Below are 18,370 nucleotides of genomic sequence, written 5' to 3' on the forward strand. Positions count from 1 at the left end.
ATTTACTCGGGAATGTCAGACTTCATCGCATCTGCTGTTAATCCTCCGATAACCGGACGCTATTGAGGTCGTACGCTATGAGACTGACATCCAAAGGACGTTATGCCGTTACTGCCATGCTGGACGTTGCCCTTCACTCTCACGAAGGCCCCGTTCCGCTGGCTGATATTTCTGAACGTCAGGGCATCTCGCTCTCCTATCTGGAGCAGTTATTCTCGCGGCTGCGTAAAAACGATCTGGTTTCCAGCGTCCGGGGACCGGGCGGGGGTTATCTGCTGGGCAAAGCCTCTGATACCATCTCTGTCGGCGAAGTGATTACCGCCGTTGATGAGTCCGTCGATGCCACGAAATGTCAGGGCAAAGAGGGCTGCCAGGGGGGAGAGCGTTGTCTGACTCACGTCCTGTGGCGCGACCTGAGCGTGCGCATCAGTGATTTCCTGAACAACATTACCCTGGCTGAGCTGGTGAATAATCAGGAGATTCTGGACGTGGCTGACCGGCAGAATGCGATTGATAATCGCCGCTTCCAGAGCCCGCGCGCTCAGGAAATCAACATCAACCAGCGCGCCTCCTGATCCCCGCTGTTCCGGCCCTAACTGCTAACGCGGTCAGGGCCGAATCTGCTATAAAGACGTATGATTTTTAATACGGAGCTGTAGCGCAATGAAATTACCGATTTACCTGGATTATGCCGCCACCACGCCGGCCGATCCGCGTGTGGCCAGCAAAATGATGCAGTTTCTGACGCTGGATGGCACGTTTGGTAATCCGGCCTCGCGATCGCACCGTTTTGGCTGGCAGTCTGAAGAGGCGGTCGATGTTGCCCGCAATCAGATTGCCGAGCTGGTCAATGCCGATCCGCGCGAAATCGTCTTTACGTCTGGCGCTACCGAATCGGATAACCTCGCGATTAAAGGGGCAGCCCATGCCCATCAGGCGCGCGGCAGACATATCATCACCAGCCGTACAGAACATAAAGCGGTGCTCGACAGCTGCCAGCAGCTTGAGCGTGAAGGCTTTACGGTCACCTATATCACACCGCCTTCAGACGGCATTATCACCCCTGAACAGCTGCGCGCGGCGCTGCGTGATGACACCATTCTTGTCACCCTGATGCATGTGAACAATGAAACTGGTGTGATTCAGGATATTGCTGCCTTTGGCGAACTCTGCCGCGAACGGGCGATTCTGTTTCATGTGGATGCGACCCAGAGCGTCGGCAAACTGCCGATCGATCTCAGTGTGCTGCCAGTGGACCTGATGTCCTTCTCTGCCCACAAACTCTACGGCCCGAAAGGGATTGGCGCGCTCTATGTGCGGCGTAAGCCGCGCGTGCAGATCGCGGCGCAGATCCACGGCGGCGGACACGAGCGCGGTATGCGCTCCGGTACGCTGCCGGTACATCAGATTGCCGGAATGGGCGAAGCCTTCCGTATCGCCGCCGAAGAGCGTGAAATCGAGATGGCGCGACTGCAGGGCCTGCGCCTGCGCCTGTGGGAAGGGATCAGCGTACTCCCCGGCGTTTCTCTTAATGGCACGCTTCAGCAGGCCGCGCCAAACATTCTCAACCTCAGTTTCGCTGACGTTGAGGGAGAATCTCTGATCATGGCGCTGAAAGATCTGGCGCTCTCGTCCGGCTCCGCCTGTACCTCGGCCAGCCTGGAGCCCTCTTATGTCCTGCGGGCAATGGGGCTGGATGAGGAGCTGGCACACAGTTCGCTGCGCTTCTCGCTGGGGCGCTTCACCACAGAAGAAGAGATTGACTACGCTATTGCCCTGGTGCAGAAATCGGTGACCCGCCTGCGCGCTGTCATGAAACCCTGATACCCGGTCATAATCCGGAAACGGCACCCTGCGATGCACTTTGCTGGCAACCGCTGACGGAATCTGTTATCAGGTCTCTGCGAGTTACATTAACATCTTATTAAAGCCGTTATAACAATCAGGCTGGATGAAACAGATAACGACTATGGAGCTTTTCGATGACCACACAACCGATGAACATTACGCTTAGCAGCCAGCCCGCCGATGCGCGCTGGGGCGAAAAAGCGATTCTCAGCAGCAACGACAGCGGCATGACGCTGCACCTGACCGGCGCGGATGCGCTGAATACCATTCAGCGTGCGGCGCACAAACTCGACAGCCAGGGGATCCGCCACGTGGCGCTGACCGGCGAAGGCTGGCACCTTGAGCAGTGCTGGGCATTCTGGCAGGGCTTCCGTGGCCCGAAAGGCCTGCGTCAGGTTGAGTGGCCTGCGCTGGGCGAGCACGAGCAGGCCGAATTCGATCGCCGCCTGAAAATCGTCGACTGGGTGCGCAATGTCATTAACCTGCCTGCCGAAGATCTGGGGCCGGAGCAACTGGCACACAACGCCATCGATCTGATCAGCGAAGTGGGCGGCAGCGCGGTCACCTATCGCATTACCAAGGGCGAGGATCTGCGTGAGCAGGGCTATATGGGTCTGCACACCGTCGGCCGTGGTTCCAGCCGTCCGCCGGTCTTCCTGGCGCTCGACTACAACCCGACCGGCGACGATAAAGCCCCGGTCTATGCCTGTCTGGTCGGTAAAGGCATCACCTTTGATACCGGCGGCTACAGCCTGAAGCAGAGCAGCTTCATGGATTCGATGAAATCGGATATGGGCGGCGCGGCAACGGTCACCGGCGCGCTGGCAATGGCGATCTCACGCGGCCTGAACAAGCGCGTGAAACTCTATCTCTGCTGTGCCGACAACATGGTCAGCAGCAACGCCTTCAAGCTGGGCGACATCATTCGCTATCGCAACGGCAAATCGGTGGAAGTGATGAACACTGACGCGGAAGGGCGTCTGGTGCTGGCCGATGGGTTGATCGACGCCAGCGAGCAGAACCCGACGATGATTATCGACGCCGCTACGCTGACTGGCGCCGCCAAAACCGCGCTGGGCAATGATTACCATGCGCTGTTTACCTTTGATGAGGTGATGGCGCAGTCGCTGATGGGCAGCGCGGTCAGTGAGAACGAACCCTTCTGGCGTCTGCCGCTGGCCGAATTCCACCGCAGCCACCTGCCGTCTAACTTCGCCGATCTGAATAATATTGCCAGCCCCTCCCATGCGGCGGGTGCCAGCAGTGCGGCGGCATTCCTCTCTTATTTCGTCAGCAATTATCAGCAGGGCTGGCTGCATATCGACTGCTCCGCGACCTATCGCAAAGGCGCGGTCGATCAATGGGCGGCGGGTGCAACCGGTCTGGGTGTGCGCACGATTGCCAATCTGTTACTGAAATAAGCCGAACTCAGCGGTGGCCAGGGTCACCGCTGTTCAGAGGGAAAGTATGAACCGTCTTGAAGAGGTGCTGAAGCTGGCGGCAACCGAGCCCGCCCATCGGCCCGAATTTTTTCAACTGCTGCTGGAATCGGATGTCTGGGTACCGGGCGAAAGCACCCGGCAGCAGTTGGATGCCAGCACGCCCGTCGATCTGCAGCACTGGGAAAAAGAGGATGGCAGCAGCGTCATTCCTTTTTTCACCTCGGAAGAGGCGATGAGCGAAGCGGTTAAGGGTGAGCAGGCCTGGCTGCGTCTGCCGGTGCGGACGCTGTTTGAGATCACGCGCGGCGAGACGCTGTTTCTCAATCCGAGACTTCCTTCCGGCAAGGAGTTTACCGCGTCCGAGATCGCGCATCTGCTGGCGGAAGAGGGCAGTGCGCTGACCCAGCAAACCGTGCTGGAGGGTGGCACCTCGCTGCTGCTTTCTGAAGTGGCAGAACCGCCCGCGCAGATGATCGATTCGCTGACGCAGCTGTTCAGCAAGCATAAACAGGTGCGTCGCGCGTTTATCGCCACCATTCGTGAGCGGGCGGATGAGGTGCCTAATCTGTTAATCGGGATCGAAGCAGACAGCAACATCGAGGCGATTATTCAGGCGGCGGGCAGCGTGGCAACCGACACGCTGCCGGACGATGCGCCGATCGATATCTGTGAGGTGACGGCGGAGGATCGCGGCATCAGCCACTTCTTCACTGCCCACATCACGCCCTTTTATGAACGTCGCTGGGGCAGTTTTCTGCGTGACTTTAAGGGCAGCGAACGGATTATCTGACAGGCAAAAAAACAGGCGGCTCCCGAGCCGCCTTTTTTTATTTCGCAATGGGTAAGTCGTCGCGACTGCCCCATTCACCCCAGGAACCGTCATACAGCGTGGCATCCCGTGCGCCCAGCGCGGTCAGTGCCAGAATCAGCACTACCGCCGTCACGCCTGAGCCGCAGCTGGCGACTACCGGTTTGTTAATATCCACGCCCGCGTCGGCAAACAGCCGACGCAATTCGGCATCCGGCTTCAGTTTGCCTTCTTCAACCAGCGTATTCCACGGCACGTTCAGGCTATTGGGAATATGCCCGCGATGCAGGCCGGGACGCGGCTCATCCACCTCCGCGTTAAAGCGGTTAGCGGCACGTGCATCAACGATCTGTGCGCCCCCTTCATGGCTGATCAGCAGCACATCCGTCAGGCGTTTCACCCGGCTGTCATCCGCATGCGCTTCAAATTCACTTTCCGGCAGTTTTACCGGGCCGGTTGCCAGCGCATAACCGGCCGTTTTCCAGCCCTGTAATCCGCCCGCCAGAATCGACACCTGAGTCACGCCAAAGGTATGCAGCATCCACCAGGCGCGCGGGGCGGAAAAGAGATTCCCTTCGTCATAGACAATCAGGTGCTTATCGCTGCTGATGCCCAGCTCGCGCATTGCGACGGCGAAAGCCTCGGCACGCGGCAGCATGTGCGGATAGGGGCTGGTGTGATCGGAAAGCGCTTCAATATCGAAGTAGGGCGCATCCGGCAGATGCGCCGCCAGATATTCAGCCTGAACATTCCGCACCGCCTCCATACCGGGTGGCAGCAGCCGGGCATCCAGCACCTGAAGCCCCTCATCATCGTAGTGCTCATGCAGCCAGTCGGCGGACACAAACAGGGGAGTCGTCATAACAACCTCATCTCAGCAATCTGTCGCACCAGTGTCGGGGAATGCGCGCCCCATCTCAAGAGAAGCATTGATTAAATGCGAGCATTGATATGAAATTGCCTGGCATTATCCACTGACACTCTCTGCGTTCCGGTAAAGGAACTACCATGAAAAAACGCACTAACCGACGGCTGTTCAGCATGTTGTTCGGCGGGGTGCTGCTGGCGGCAACCCTGTTTCCCGTTCTGCCGCTTCAGGCGACTGAGGCGCCTGCCACAGCGCAGGTCAGCAAACCGCTGACGATTATCGATCTTTCAGAACTGCAGATTGTCAGGCCGCTGCCGGGCAGAGGTTCGCTGACTCTATCGGTCGCGGTGCAGGGCGGGCAGAGCCTACGGCGCGGGTAGTTTCTGAATGGTGAACCGCTGGTGACGCAGGGCGCCGCAACTCACCTGTCGCTGCCGCTCGACAGGCCAGGTGAATACAAGCTGGTGGTCATGGATGAAGAGGGGCAACTGGCCCCGGTTACTTTTCGCCGCGACTGACGGTTTTTTGCGCTAAATCATAACTTTGGCCGCTCTGCCTCGACTCAGATCAAGAATTTTCACCAAATTAGGGATCTCTGGTAGGCAACGCCGGACTCAGCCCCTATAATCGGCGCCGTTTCTTAACCGGGGCGGATGTCACCGGTTTCTTCAGAACGTCAAGACAGAGGTCATCATGGCAATCGAACGTACTTTTTCTATCATCAAGCCAAACGCCGTCGCTAAAAACGTGATTGGTGCTATCTACAACCGTTTTGAAAGCGCAGGCTTCAAAATCGTTGGCGCAAAAATGCTGCAGCTGAGCAAAGAGCAGGCTGAAGGCTTTTACGCTGAGCACCAGGGCAAGCCATTCTTCGATGGCCTGGTTGAATTCATGACCTCTGGCCCGGTTGTTGTTTCCGTGCTGGAAGGTGAAAATGCCGTTCAGCGTCACCGCGACCTGATGGGCGCTACTAACCCGGCAAACGCACTGGCTGGCACCCTGCGTGCTGACTACGCTGACAGCTTCACCGAAAACGCGACCCACGGTTCAGATTCTGTTGAATCCGCAGCCCGCGAAATCGCCTACTTCTTCGGCGAAAACGAAATCTGCCCACGTACCCGTTAATCGCCTGGCGATAAAGGTTACAGCGGCTTTACAAAAATCTGCCTGGGGGAGGTGACTCCCGCCTGTTATCAGGCCGCAGATGTTGTACAATATTGCGCCTTCATTGACTCCGCTTAATGAAGGCGCAATTTTTTCACCTATCCCTGAACAGCGCCATAACGTGTAACAACGAGGCCAGAGAATATTATGTCCGAACAGATTGTGACGCCCGCGTCCGCATCCCCTATTGTCGTTTCCCCGAAAAGCCAGAAAATCAACCTGCTCGATCTTAACCGTCAGCAGATGCGCGAATTCTTCCAGTCGCTGGGCGAAAAGCCGTTCCGCGCTGACCAGGTCATGAAGTGGATCTATCACTACTGCTGCGATGATTTCGAGCAGATGACCGACATCAACAAAAAGCTGCGTAACCGGCTGATGGAACTGACGGAAATCCGCGCACCAGAGGTGGCAGAAGAGATGCGCTCCACAGACGGCACGATTAAATGGGCGATTCGCGTGGGCGATCAGCTGGTGGAAACGGTCTATATCCCGGAAGGGGACCGCGCCACGCTCTGCGTCTCTTCGCAGGTAGGATGCGCACTGGAGTGTAAATTCTGTTCGACCGCACAGCAGGGCTTTAACCGTAACCTGCGGGTGTCAGAAATTATTGGTCAGGTGTGGCGTGCGGCGAAGATTGTCGGCGCAGCGAAAATCACCGGCCAGCGTCCTATTACCAACGTCGTGATGATGGGCATGGGCGAGCCGTTGCTCAACCTCAACAACGTGGTGCCAGCGATGGAAATCATGCTGGATGACTTCGGCTTTGGTCTGTCGAAGCGTCGTGTGACCCTCTCCACGTCAGGCGTGGTGCCAGCCCTGGATAAACTGGGCGATATGATCGATGTCGCGCTGGCGATCTCCCTGCATGCGCCTAATGACAAACTGCGTGACGATATCGTACCAATCAACAAAAAGTACAATATCGAAACCTTCCTGGCGGCGGTAAAGCGCTACATCGGCAAATCTAACGCCAACCAGGGGCGCGTGACGATCGAGTATGTACTGCTGGATCATGTCAACGACAGCACAGACGATGCGCATGAGCTTGCCGCATTACTGAAAGAAACACCCTGTAAGATTAACCTGATCCCCTGGAACCCCTTCCCGGGCGCACCTTATGGGCGTAGCTCCAACAGCCGTATCGACCGTTTCTCCAAGGTCCTGATGGACTATGGTTTCACCACCATCGTCCGCAAAACCCGTGGCGACGACATTGATGCGGCCTGCGGTCAGTTAGCCGGAGAGGTCATCGACCGTACCAAGCGGACGATGCGGAAAAAGATGGCGGGTGAAGCCATCTCTGTGAAGGCGCTCTAGAAGCGCGACCACAGACGTTTCCTGAAGGGATGACACGTGGCAGGCTGCTGCCTGTCAACGTCAACCGAAAGGAAGCGATTATGCGTAATGGATTACTGCTGGCGCTGTTAGTTGTAAGCGGGTGTGTCAGTCAGCCTCATCAACCTGGCGCTGCCGAGGTGCGTCTGCAACTCGGCATGCATTATCTGGCGGCAGGGGACTACGCTGCCGCAGAGCGAAATTTTGCGCGTGCGCAGGCCGCCGCACCTGAGGATTACCGGGTCTCACTTGCGCTGGCACGACTGGCGCAGATGCAGGGTAATCAGTCAGCGGCGCAGACACACTTTATACTGGCACAGCAGCAGGCGCCGGATAATGGTTTCGTCGCTAACAATTACGGTGCGTTTCTCTGCGCTTTAAGGCAGTATGACGAAGCGCATCAACAGTTTAGTCGGGCAAATGCAGCACAGCAGTCTGACGCACGTAATGACGCGCTTGAACTGGCAGGATATTGTTATCTGCAGGCTGGCGATACGCGTGCGGCCCGCAGGACGCTACGGCTGGCCATCGGGGCAGACCGTCGCAAAGCGGACGCGCTGCTGGCAGAAGCTGAAAAGCAGATGGCCGATAACCATTTGACAGCCGTGCAGATTTTGCTCGATGTTTACCAGCACTCACTGCCCGAAACGGCACAAAGTCTGGCGTTACACTTACGTTTCGCCGCGCAACAGGGAGATGCCGCTGACGTTTTACGTTATGGCGACCGGTTAGCGCGACGTTTTCCGCAATCGATACAGTACCAGCGTTATTTAGCTAATGAATACTGAAGCCACTCAAGAAAACTCTGCATTACACTCTACAGGCGAACGCCTGCGTCTGGCCCGTGAGCAGATGGGGCTGACGCAGCAGAATGTTGCTGAACGCCTGTGCCTGAAACTGACCACCGTGCGTGACATCGAGGAAGATAAATCGCCTGTCGATCTCGCCTCGACGTTTTTGCGCGGTTACATCCGCTCCTATGCGCGTCTGGTGCACATTCCTGAAGAGGAACTGCTGCCGATGATGGCGAAACAGACGCCGGTCCGGGCAGCAAAAATTGCGCCGATGCAAAGTTTCTCTCTTGGCAAGCGCCGCAAGAAACGTGATGGCTGGCTGATGATTTTCACCTGGCTGGTGCTGTTTGTTGTCGTGGGGCTGACCGGTGCCTGGTGGTGGCAGAATCACAAGGCGTCGCAGGATGATCTGGTGTCGGTGACTGACCAGAACGGCAGCGGAGATAACAGCCAGTCTATTCCGTTGGGTGAAACCAGCGGTGACAGCGCGGCACCGGCTGCGCCTGACGAAACCGCCAGCGAAAACAGCACGGCCAGCACCCCTGCCACTGCGGCACCGGCGGCCAGCGCCAGCAATAGCACCGCTGCCACCCAGCCGGATGCAGCCAGCACCACCGTCGTGTCGCCGAGCCAGGCGCCAGCAGAGAACACGGCTGCGGCGCCTGCTGCGACCAGCAGCACCGGTACCGCCTCTCAGATGCCTGTAGGCGCGGCTGCGGTCAGTGAACCTGCGGCTGACCCGAATGCGGTTGTTATGACCTTCACGGCTGACTGCTGGCTGGAAGTGAGCGATGCCACAGGCAAAAAACTGTTCAGCGGCACGCAGCGCAGTGGTGGTAAACTCAGCCTGGCGGGAACACCTCCGTATCGTCTGAAAATTGGCGCGCCATCGGCGGTTCAGGTGCAATATCAGAATCAGCCCGTTGATTTGAGTCGTTTTATCCGTAATAACCAGGTTGCTCGCCTGACATTGGGTGCGCAATAACAGCGTATCCTGTACCGGGCAATTGTGGAGAAGAAATCTATGCATAACGAAGCACCCATTATCCGTCGTAAATCTAAACGCATTTACGTCGGCAAGGTGCCGGTCGGTGACGGCGCCCCAATCGCTGTTCAGTCGATGACCAACACCCGCACCACGGATGTGGAAGCGACGGTAAATCAGATCAAAGCTCTTGAGCGCGTCGGTGTCGACATCGTGCGTGTCTCGGTGCCGACCATGGATGCCGCAGAAGCATTCAGGCTGATCAAGCAACAGGTAAACGTTCCGCTGGTTGCCGATATTCATTTTGACTACCGCATCGCGTTAAAAGTGGCCGAGTATGGCGTCGACTGTCTGCGCATCAATCCCGGTAATATCGGGAATAATGAGCGTATCCGCTCGGTCGTTGACTGCGCACGCGACAAAAATATTCCTATCCGGATTGGTGTTAACGCCGGTTCGCTGGAAAAAGATCTGCAGGAAAAGTATGGCGAACCGACGCCGCAGGCGTTGCTGGAATCTGCCATGCGCCACGTCGATCATCTTGACCGCCTCAACTTCGACCAGTTTAAAGTCAGCGTGAAAGCGTCTGACGTCTTCCTGGCGGTCGAATCTTATCGCCTGCTGGCGAAACAGATTGAGCAGCCGCTGCATCTTGGCATCACTGAAGCGGGTGGCGCGCGAGCGGGTGCGGTGAAATCTGCGATCGGACTGGGTCTGCTGCTTTCCGAAGGCATTGGCGATACGCTGCGTATCTCGCTGGCGGCCGATCCGGTGGAAGAGGTCAAAGTTGGCTTCGATATTCTGAAGTCACTGCGCATCCGCTCTCGCGGGATTAACTTCATCGCCTGTCCAACTTGTTCACGTCAGGAGTTCGACGTTATCGGCACGGTCAACGCGCTGGAGCAGCGTCTGGAAGATCTGATCACCCCGATGGATGTCTCTATCATTGGCTGTGTGGTCAATGGACCAGGCGAAGCGACGATCTCGACGCTGGGCGTGACCGGTGGCAGCAAGAAAAGCGGCTTCTACGAAGATGGCGTGCGTCAGCGCGACCGTCTCGACAATGACGATATGATCGACCAGCTGGAAGCGCGTATCCGTGCTAAAGCGTCGATGCTGGATGCCAGCCGCCGTATTGATGTGCAGCATCTGGAAAAATAATGGCGTGCGCGGCCTGCGTACGTGACTTTTTTGACTGAACCTGTGCGGTTTCATCCTCATAAGGTATGATGCCGGACAGGTTTTTTTGCATTAAGAGATTTTAACGTGGCGAAGAATATTCAGGCGATTCGCGGGATGAACGACTACCTGCCTGCGGATACGGCCTTCTGGCAACGGATTGAAGGCGTGCTCAAGCAGACGCTGGCGAGCTACGGTTACAGCGAAATTCGCTTACCGCTGGTGGAGCAAACCCCACTGTTTAAACGCGCCATCGGTGAAGTCACCGATGTGGTTGAAAAAGAGATGTACACCTTTGAGGACCGCAACGGCGAAAGCCTGACGCTGCGTCCGGAAGGCACCGCAGGCTGTGTGCGCGCCGGTATTGAACACGGCTTACTCTATAACCAGGAGCAGCGTCTCTGGTACATGGGGCCAATGTTCCGCTATGAGCGTCCGCAGAAAGGCCGTTATCGCCAGTTCTACCAGATCGGCGTGGAAGTCTTTGGTCTGCAGGGACCGGATATCGATGCCGAGCTGATTATGCTGAATGCCCGCTGGTGGAAAGCCCTTGGGATCGCCGATCACGTTCGTCTGGAACTAAACTCTATCGGCTCGCTGGAAGCCCGTGCAAATTACCGTGATGCGCTGGTCGCGTTTCTTGAACAGCACAAAGCGTCGCTGGATGAGGATTGCAAACGCCGCATGTACAGCAATCCGATGCGCGTGCTCGACAGCAAGAATCCGGAGATTCAGCAGCTACTGAACAACGCCCCTCAGCTGGGCGACTACCTGGATGACGAATCCCGTGAACACTTCAGCGGCTTGTGTGCCCTGCTGGATGATGCCGGTATCGGCTACACCGTCAATCAGCGTCTGGTACGCGGACTGGACTACTACAATCGCACCGTGATTGAGTGGGTTACCGACAGCCTGGGGTCTCAGGGCACGGTCTGCGGCGGCGGTCGCTACGATGGACTGGTTGAACAGCTCGGCGGTCGCGCCACCCCAGCCGTTGGTTTCGCCATGGGAATGGAGCGTCTGGTGCTGCTGGTTCAGGCTGTTAACCCTGAATTTGAACCGACGAGCAATGTGGATGTCTATGTAATCGCTTCCGGTCAGGGCGTGCAGTCTGCTGCGATGCAGCTGGCTGAGAAATTGCGCGACGAAGCGCCGGAACTGCGGCTGATGACAAACTTCGGCGGCGGCAACTTCAAGAAACAGTTTGCCCGTGCTGACAAGTGGGGCGCACGCATCGCGCTGGTATTAGGCGAGGATGAAGTCAAGGCGGGTCAGGTCGTGATTAAAGATCTGCGCCGTGGCGAGCAGCAAACGCGGGATCAGGCAGAGGCTGCTGCGGTATTACGTACACTGTTACAGTCAGCGTGATACAGCATCAACCATAGAAAGGAGAAGGATTGCGTGGAAGTGTATAGCAATGAAAACGAGCAGACCGAAGCGCTGCGCAACTTTTTTGCCAACAATGGTAAAGCGTTAGCCATTGGCGTGGTAATCGGCATTGCTGCGCTGGGGGGCTGGCGTTACTGGAGCAGTCATCAGGACGATACGGCGAAGACAGTCTCCGCAGAGTATCAGCAGCTCACCACCGCCATGCAGGCGGGCAAACCTGAGACGCTGGAAGCGGTTAACCGCTTTGCCAGCGAAAACAGCAATACTTACGGTGCGCTGGCTGCGATGGACCTGGCGAAACAGTATGTTGATGCCGGTCAGCTTGATAAGGCTGCAGCGCTGCTGCAAAACGGACTGAAAGATACTAAAGATGCCAATCTGCAGGCGGTGATCAACCTGCGCCTGGCACGCATTCAACTGCAACAGAATCAGGCGGACGCGGCGCTTAAGACCCTTGACGGTGTGAAGGGTGATGGCTGGACAGCCATTGTGGCCGATATCCGCGGCGAAGCGCTGCTGACCAAAGGCGACAAGCAGGGCGCGCGCGATGCCTGGAGTAAAGGGGTGGAATCTGACGCCTCTCCGGCACTGAAGCAAATGATGCAGATGAAGATGAATAACTTAAGCTAAGCCAGTCAAGAGAGAGCGCATGGAATTACGTAAATACCTGCTGCCGGGACTGATTTCAGTCACTTTGCTCAGCGGTTGTTCGCTGTTTAGCGGCGAAGAAGATGTAGTGAAAATGGCCCCGTTGCCTCAGGTGGAAAACCAGTTTACGCCACAGAAAGTGTGGAGCACCTCGGTAGGCGATGGCGTCGGTGATTTCTACTCAAACCTGCATCCTGCCTGGCAGGACAGCACGGTTTACGCTGCTGACCGCTTTGGTATTGTCAAAGCGCTGGATGCCGCAGACGGTAAAGAAAAATGGAAAGTCGATCTCTCTGAGAAAACCGGCTTCTTCTCGAAAAATCGCTCCGCGCTGTTATCGGGCGGCCTGACGGCGGATGGCGATCGCGTCTATGTCGGCAGTGAACGCGGCCAGGTGTATGCTCTGAACAGCAGTGATGGCAGCCTAGCCTGGCAGACCAAAGTGGCCGGTGAAGCGATGTCGCGTCCGGTCGTCAGCGATGGTCTGGTGCTGATTCATACCAGCAACGGTATGCTGCAGGGTCTTGACCAGAGCAGCGGCGTCGTGAAGTGGAGTGTCAACCTGGATATGCCTGCGTTGTCTCTGCGCGGTGAGTCTGCCCCTGCGGTCGCATTTGGTGGCGCCATCGTCGGTGGCGACAACGGACGCGTCAGCGCGGTCGTGATGAATCAGGGTCAGTTAATCTGGCAGCAGCGTATTTCCCAGGTGAGCGGCGCTACGGAGATCGACCGTCTGAATGATGTTGACACCACGCCAGTCATTGTCAACGGCGTGGTTTATGCGCTGGCTTACAATGGCAACCTGACGGCGCTGGATCTGCGTTCCGGCCAGATTTTGTGGAAGCGCGAAATTGGCGGCGTGAAAGATCTTATCGTCGATGCGGGCCGCATTTATCTGGTCGATCAGGATGACCGTGTGATCGCCCTGAACGCTGATGGCGGCGTGGCGATCTGGCGTCAGAGCGATCTGCTGCATCGCAACCTGACCTCACCGGTGCTCTACAACGGCTATCTGGTGGTCGGCGACAGCGAAGGCTATCTGCACTGGCTGAACACCACCGATGGTCGGTTCGTCGCGCAGCAGAAACTGGACAGCTCAGGCTTCCAGACCGAGCCGGTGGTCGCCAGCGATAAGCTGCTGATCCAGTCGAAAGACGGTGAGGTTTATGCGATTACCCGCTAACGGGTAAACGTCCGGCAGGTAAAATCCTCCGTTCCGACGGCTCCTGATTTCATCAGGGGCCGTTTCGTTTTTAGTCAGGCATGGTATTCTTTGCGCCTTAAGCCTGAACTTGACGGCCAGAGCCGTTATAATCACGCCATTCGGGCGATTCATTTTCAATTGAGGCATTTTGTTATGGTACCTGTGGTCGCGCTGGTTGGGCGTCCCAATGTGGGAAAATCTACGCTATTTAACCGCTTAACCCGCACACGTGATGCGCTGGTAGCGGATTTTCCTGGACTGACTCGCGATCGCAAATATGGTCGCGCCGAAGTGGAAGGGCGCGAATTTATTGTTATTGATACCGGCGGTATCGACGGCACTGAAGAGGGTGTCGAAACGCGGATGGCCGAGCAGTCACTGCTGGCGATTGAAGAAGCGGACGTCGTACTGTTTATGGTCGACGCGCGTGCCGGCATGATGGCGGCCGATCAGCAAATCGCGAAACATCTCCGTTCCCGTCAGAAAGCGACCTTCCTGGTGGCGAACAAAACGGATGGACTGGATCCGGATCAGGCGGTGATCGACTTCTACTCCCTGGGTCTGGGCGAAATCCATGCGATTGCCGCGTCCCACGGTCGTGGCGTCACCAGCCTGATTGAAACGGCGCTGCTGCCGTGGATGGAAAAGGTTGAAGAGGTCGAACTCACGGAAGAAGAAGAGAACCAGGCTTACTGGGCGGCGCTGGACGCTGAAGAGTCGGCGGAACAGCAGGCTGCAGAGGAAGAAGAGAATTTTGATCCGACTGGCCTGCCGATTAAACTGGCGATTGTCGGCCGTCCAAACGTAGGTAAGTCAACGCTTACTAACCGTATCCTCGGTGAAGACCGCGTTGTGGTTTATGACATGCCGGGCACCACCCGTGACAGCATCTATATTCCGATGGAGCGCGACGAACGTGAATACGTTCTGATCGACACCGCAGGCGTGCGTAAGCGTGCCAAAATCTCGGACACCGTTGAGAAATTCTCGGTCATTAAGACGCTGCAGGCGATCGAAGATGCCAACGTAGTCATGCTGGTCATCGACGCCCACGCCGGTATTTCCGATCAGGACCTTTCGCTGCTGGGCTTTATCCTCAACAGTGGTCGTTCGCTGGTGATTGTGGTCAACAAATGGGATGGCCTGTCGCAGGAAGTGCGTGACGAAGTCAAAGAGACACTGGACTTCCGTCTGGGCTTTATCGATTTCGCACGTATCCACTTTATCTCTGCGCTGCACGGCAGCGGTGTGGGTAATCTGTTCGAGTCCATTACCGAAGCCTATGACTGCTCGACCCGTCGCGTAAACACCTCGCTGCTGACCCGTATCATGAACATGGCAGCAGATGACCATCAGCCACCCCTGGTGCGCGGCCGTCGCGTAAAGCTGAAGTATGCGCATGCCGGCGGCTATAACCCGCCTATCGTCGTGATTCACGGTAATCAGGTTAAGGATCTGCCGGATTCTTATAAACGCTACCTGATGAACTACTTCCGTAAATCACTGAACGTGATGGGCACGCCTATCCGTATCCAGTTCAAAGAGGGTGAAAACCCTTATGAAGGCAAGCGTAACCTGCTGACACCGACTCAACAGCGTAAGCGTAAGCGTCTCATGGCGCACATGAAAAAGAACAAGCGTTAAACGGAGAGGGCCAGCAGGCCCTCTTTTTTTTGCCTGAAATCGGCTACCGGAGGCGTGGCAGATGTGAGCATTGTGAAACCTGCCAGTAACCGCTGTCGCCCCGCGACGGCGAATTGTTCTGTCCTTGCTGTGGAGCCCATTTTCCCGCACAGCCCTGCTGCCCGACGTGCCACGCTCCCCTTGAGGTAAGCAGAGCCTGCGGCGCAATGGACGCTTTCTGCCGCAACAGACATGGCCTGAACTCCCGCTCTCGCCTGCGTTTCCGCTTACCGGCTTGCTGAACCCGCTGTCCACCCTCTGCGGCAGCAGGATGAATCCCCGCTTATTTTGTAGCAAAAATGCTATTGCATCGTAACAAATGGGTTGTACATGTTCACTCTGTAATGTACCAGGTGGTACAATCCTGCCGCGTCGTGGGAGAGGCAGCGCAATTTATGCTCTTCCGGCCCCCAGAAACTCACGGACGCGGGTCTGTTTATATTCGATTTGAAACCGAGCGATGCTCTGTGCCGCGTTAATCGCGTGGCGGAGTCCGGATGCGTCCTGTCTGGCCGCTCTGTTTATTCAGGAGAGTAAGTGTTATGGCTGAAACATCCTCCCGCTCCGGAAAGGGGCTGGGAATTGCATCCGTACTGCTCGGGCTGGTGCTGCTTGCCACCGGTCTGTTTTTTGCCATCGGCGGCGGTAAGCTGGTCGCCCTTGGTGGCAGCGGATACTTTTTAATTGCGGGTATCGTCACGGTCCTCTCCGCAATTCAGTTCTTCCGGCGCAAATCGTCGGCAGTGGTTCTGTTCCTGCTGGTCTTCCTCGGCACCCTGATCTGGTCCCTGTTTGACGCGGGTCTGGCGTTCTGGCCGCTGGTCTCCCGTCTGATGGTGCCTGCCGGACTGATGCTGCTGGCCTTCCTGATCTGGCCTTCGCTGCGTAAGCACGAAGGTAAGCCCTCACTGGCAAAACCCGCTTACCTCTTCTCTGGGCTGCTGGCGGCTGGCATGGTGGCGACGCTGGTGCAGATGTTCCAGCCGCATCCGACCGTGGCAGCCACAGGCCAAGAGCTGCCGCTGATCCCCGTGGATAAGGCTAAACAGCAGAAAGACTGGGATAACTACGGCAATAACCCTGAGGGCAGCCGCTTTGTCGCGCTGGATCAGATCACCCGCGACAACGTGAAAGATCTGCAGGTGGCCTGGACCTTCCGCACCGGCGATACTCCGATCAGCCCGACCGGTAACGGCGCAGAAGACCAGCAGACCCCTCTGCAGGTCGGCAACACACTTTACCTCTGCACACCGCACAACAACGTCATCGCCGTGGAAGCCAACACCGGTAAGCCGATCTGGAAACGCGAAATCAACGCACAGGCGGAAGTCTGGCCACGCTGCCGTGGTCTGGCCTATTTTGATGCGACTAAACCGCTGCAGCAGCCAGACAAGCCAGGCTCCACGCCGGTGCCTGCCGCTGTGCTGCCCGCCGGAGACAGCTGTCAGCGCCGTATCCTGATGAACACCATCGATGCGCGTCTGATTGCCATCAACGCAGATAACGGTGAGTTCTGTGAGAACTTCGGTAATCACGGCACGGTCGATCTCAAAGCGGGCCTGGGTCAGGCACCGGATCCGCAGTATCAGCTGACGTCCGCGCCAACCCTGGCGGGTACCACCGTGGTAGTCGGCGGTCGCGTTGCTGACAACGTACAGACCGATATGCCGGGTGGGGTGCTGCGTGGCTTCGACGTTATCACCGGTCAGATGCGCTGGGCGTTTGACCCGGGCAATACCGACCCGAATGCGATTCTGATGCCGGGGAAAGATTACACCCGCAGTACGCCGAACTCCTGGGCACCGATGTCTTATGACCCGGCAATGAACACCGTCTTTATCCCGATGGGCAGCTCGTCGGTTGACCTCTGGGGCGCGAATCGTACCGAACTGGATCACAAATATGGCGCGTCAATTCTGGCGCTGGATGCGACGACCGGCAAAGAGAAGTGGGTCTATCAGACGGTTCACAACGATCTGTGGGACTTTGACCTGCCGATGCAGCCCAGCCTGATTGATTTCCCGCAGAAAGATGGCAGCACCACGCCAGCGGTCGTCATTGGGGGGAAAACCGGCATGATCTTCGTGCTTGACCGTATGACCGGCAAGCCGCTGACCAAAGTCGAAGAACTGCCGATGCCGCAGGGCCAAATCCCGAACGAGCAGTACACCAAAACCCAGCCACACTCGACCGGCATGCCGCAGATTGGCAATCAGACGCTGAAAGAGTCTGATATGTGGGGCGCGACGCCGTTTGACCAGCTGGCGTGCCGCATTGGTTTTAAATCAATGCGCTACAACGGCCTGTTCACGGTGCCGGGCACCGACAAGTCTCTGAGCTTCCCGGGTTCACTGGGAGGAATGAACTGGGGCAGCATGTCGACAGATCCGAACAACCATCTGTTGTTCGTCAATGATATGCGTCTGGGCCTGTGGGTACAGATGATCCCGGCTGACACCAACAACATTTCACGTGGCAGCAACGGTGGTGAAGCGATCAACACCGGCATGGGCGCGGTTCCGCTGAAAGGTACGCCTTATGCCGTGAACAAAAACCGCTTTATGTCACCGCTGGGCATCCCCTGTCAGAAGCCGCCATTTGGTACGCTGTCAGCGATTGATATGAAAACTCAGAAAATCGTCTGGCAGGTTCCGGTCGGCACGGTGCAGGATACCGGTCCGTTTGGTATCAAGATGCGCATGAAAATGCCAATCGGTATGCCAACGCTGGGCGGTACGCTGGCCACCCAGGGTGGACTGGTGTTTATCGCCGGTACGCAGGATTACTATCTGCGCGCCTTTGATGCCTCAACCGGTAAAGAGGTGTGGAAAGCACGTCTGCCGGTCGGCAGCCAAGGCGGCCCGATGAGCTACGTCTCACCGAAAGATGGTAAGCAGTACATCCTGATCTCAGCGGGCGGCGCACGTCAGTCACCCGACCGCGGTGATTATGTGATTGCTTACGCGCTGCCAGACAGCAAGTAACCGCTGACAAGCAAAAGGGCCGACATTGTCGGCCCTTTT

The 18,370-nt window shown here is 57.0% G+C and carries 18 protein-coding genes; 17 read left to right on the top strand and 1 reads right to left on the bottom strand.

What is annotated here, in order from left to right; genetic code table 11:
- Positions 1-77: 77 nt before the first annotated feature.
- From iscR to sseB, 4 genes are all read left to right on the top strand, one after another.
- Positions 78-575 carry a Fe-S cluster assembly transcriptional regulator IscR gene (gene iscR, locus RT657_RS15170; protein ID WP_313655445.1) on the top strand — a complete coding sequence of 166 codons (498 nt, stop codon included), beginning with the start codon at positions 78-80 and terminating at the stop codon, positions 573-575.
- Positions 576-663: 88 nt separating this feature from the next.
- Positions 664-1,824, top strand: coding sequence for an IscS subfamily cysteine desulfurase (locus RT657_RS15175; RefSeq protein WP_313655446.1), 1,161 nt, complete (start codon positions 664-666; stop codon positions 1,822-1,824).
- Between the two features lie 158 nt (positions 1,825-1,982).
- Positions 1,983-3,269 (top strand): aminopeptidase PepB, encoded by a 1,287-nt coding sequence (gene pepB / locus RT657_RS15180; RefSeq protein WP_313655447.1) that lies wholly within the window; start codon positions 1,983-1,985, stop codon positions 3,267-3,269.
- Positions 3,270-3,315: 46 nt separating this feature from the next.
- Entirely contained in the window at positions 3,316-4,080 is a 765-nt protein-coding gene (gene sseB / locus RT657_RS15185; protein ID WP_313655448.1) for an enhanced serine sensitivity protein SseB, read from the top strand.
- Positions 4,081-4,117: 37 nt separating this feature from the next.
- Here the strand turns inward: sseB and sseA are convergent, their stop codons facing one another.
- Entirely contained in the window at positions 4,118-4,960 is an 843-nt protein-coding gene (gene sseA / locus RT657_RS15190; RefSeq protein ID WP_313655449.1) for a 3-mercaptopyruvate sulfurtransferase, read from the bottom strand.
- Between the two features lie 146 nt (positions 4,961-5,106).
- Between sseA and RT657_RS15195 the strand changes: the two genes are divergently transcribed.
- From RT657_RS15195 to RT657_RS15255, 13 genes are all read left to right on the top strand, one after another.
- Positions 5,107-5,346: a hypothetical protein gene (locus RT657_RS15195; RefSeq protein WP_313655451.1), complete on the top strand. Its 240-nt coding sequence runs from the start codon at positions 5,107-5,109 to the stop codon at positions 5,344-5,346.
- 3 nt (positions 5,347-5,349) lie between these two features.
- Positions 5,350-5,484, top strand: coding sequence for a hypothetical protein (locus RT657_RS15200; RefSeq protein WP_313655538.1), 135 nt, complete (start codon positions 5,350-5,352; stop codon positions 5,482-5,484).
- A 175-nt stretch (positions 5,485-5,659) separates the two neighbouring features.
- Positions 5,660-6,091 (top strand): nucleoside-diphosphate kinase, encoded by a 432-nt coding sequence (gene ndk, locus RT657_RS15205; RefSeq protein WP_313655453.1) that lies wholly within the window; start codon positions 5,660-5,662, stop codon positions 6,089-6,091.
- A gap of 186 nt (positions 6,092-6,277) precedes the next feature.
- Positions 6,278-7,447, top strand: a complete 1,170-nt coding sequence (locus RT657_RS15210) for a bifunctional tRNA (adenosine(37)-C2)-methyltransferase TrmG/ribosomal RNA large subunit methyltransferase RlmN (protein WP_313655455.1) — start codon at positions 6,278-6,280, stop codon at positions 7,445-7,447.
- Between the two features lie 80 nt (positions 7,448-7,527).
- Positions 7,528-8,253: a type IV pilus biogenesis/stability protein PilW gene (gene pilW / locus RT657_RS15215; RefSeq protein WP_313655456.1), complete on the top strand. Its 726-nt coding sequence runs from the start codon at positions 7,528-7,530 to the stop codon at positions 8,251-8,253.
- Positions 8,243-9,244, top strand: coding sequence for a cytoskeleton protein RodZ (rodZ, locus tag RT657_RS15220; RefSeq protein ID WP_313655457.1), 1,002 nt, complete (start codon positions 8,243-8,245; stop codon positions 9,242-9,244). Before pilW ends, rodZ begins: the two co-directional genes overlap by 11 nt.
- Before the next feature lie 39 nt (positions 9,245-9,283).
- Positions 9,284-10,405, top strand: a complete 1,122-nt coding sequence (ispG, locus tag RT657_RS15225) for a flavodoxin-dependent (E)-4-hydroxy-3-methylbut-2-enyl-diphosphate synthase (RefSeq protein ID WP_313655458.1) — start codon at positions 9,284-9,286, stop codon at positions 10,403-10,405.
- A 105-nt stretch (positions 10,406-10,510) separates the two neighbouring features.
- The gene (gene hisS / locus RT657_RS15230) at positions 10,511-11,791 is read left to right on the top strand and encodes a histidine--tRNA ligase (RefSeq protein ID WP_313655459.1); all 1,281 of its coding nucleotides are present in this window, start codon (positions 10,511-10,513) and stop codon (positions 11,789-11,791) included.
- Between the two features lie 33 nt (positions 11,792-11,824).
- Positions 11,825-12,442 (top strand): YfgM family protein, encoded by a 618-nt coding sequence (locus tag RT657_RS15235; RefSeq protein ID WP_313655460.1) that lies wholly within the window; start codon positions 11,825-11,827, stop codon positions 12,440-12,442.
- A gap of 19 nt (positions 12,443-12,461) precedes the next feature.
- Entirely contained in the window at positions 12,462-13,643 is a 1,182-nt protein-coding gene (bamB, locus tag RT657_RS15240; RefSeq protein WP_313655461.1) for an outer membrane protein assembly factor BamB, read from the top strand.
- Between the two features lie 174 nt (positions 13,644-13,817).
- Positions 13,818-15,308 carry a ribosome biogenesis GTPase Der gene (gene der, locus RT657_RS15245; protein WP_313655462.1) on the top strand — a complete coding sequence of 497 codons (1,491 nt, stop codon included), beginning with the start codon at positions 13,818-13,820 and terminating at the stop codon, positions 15,306-15,308.
- Positions 15,309-15,400: 92 nt separating this feature from the next.
- Positions 15,401-15,589 carry a zinc-ribbon domain-containing protein gene (locus RT657_RS15250; protein WP_313655540.1) on the top strand — a complete coding sequence of 63 codons (189 nt, stop codon included), beginning with the start codon at positions 15,401-15,403 and terminating at the stop codon, positions 15,587-15,589.
- A 300-nt stretch (positions 15,590-15,889) separates the two neighbouring features.
- Entirely contained in the window at positions 15,890-18,331 is a 2,442-nt protein-coding gene (locus RT657_RS15255) for a glucose/quinate/shikimate family membrane-bound PQQ-dependent dehydrogenase (RefSeq protein ID WP_313655463.1), read from the top strand.
- Positions 18,332-18,370 lie beyond the last annotated feature (39 nt).

This window comes from Pantoea sp., from assembly GCF_032114055.1.
GTDB lineage: Bacteria > Pseudomonadota > Gammaproteobacteria > Enterobacterales > Enterobacteriaceae > Pantoea.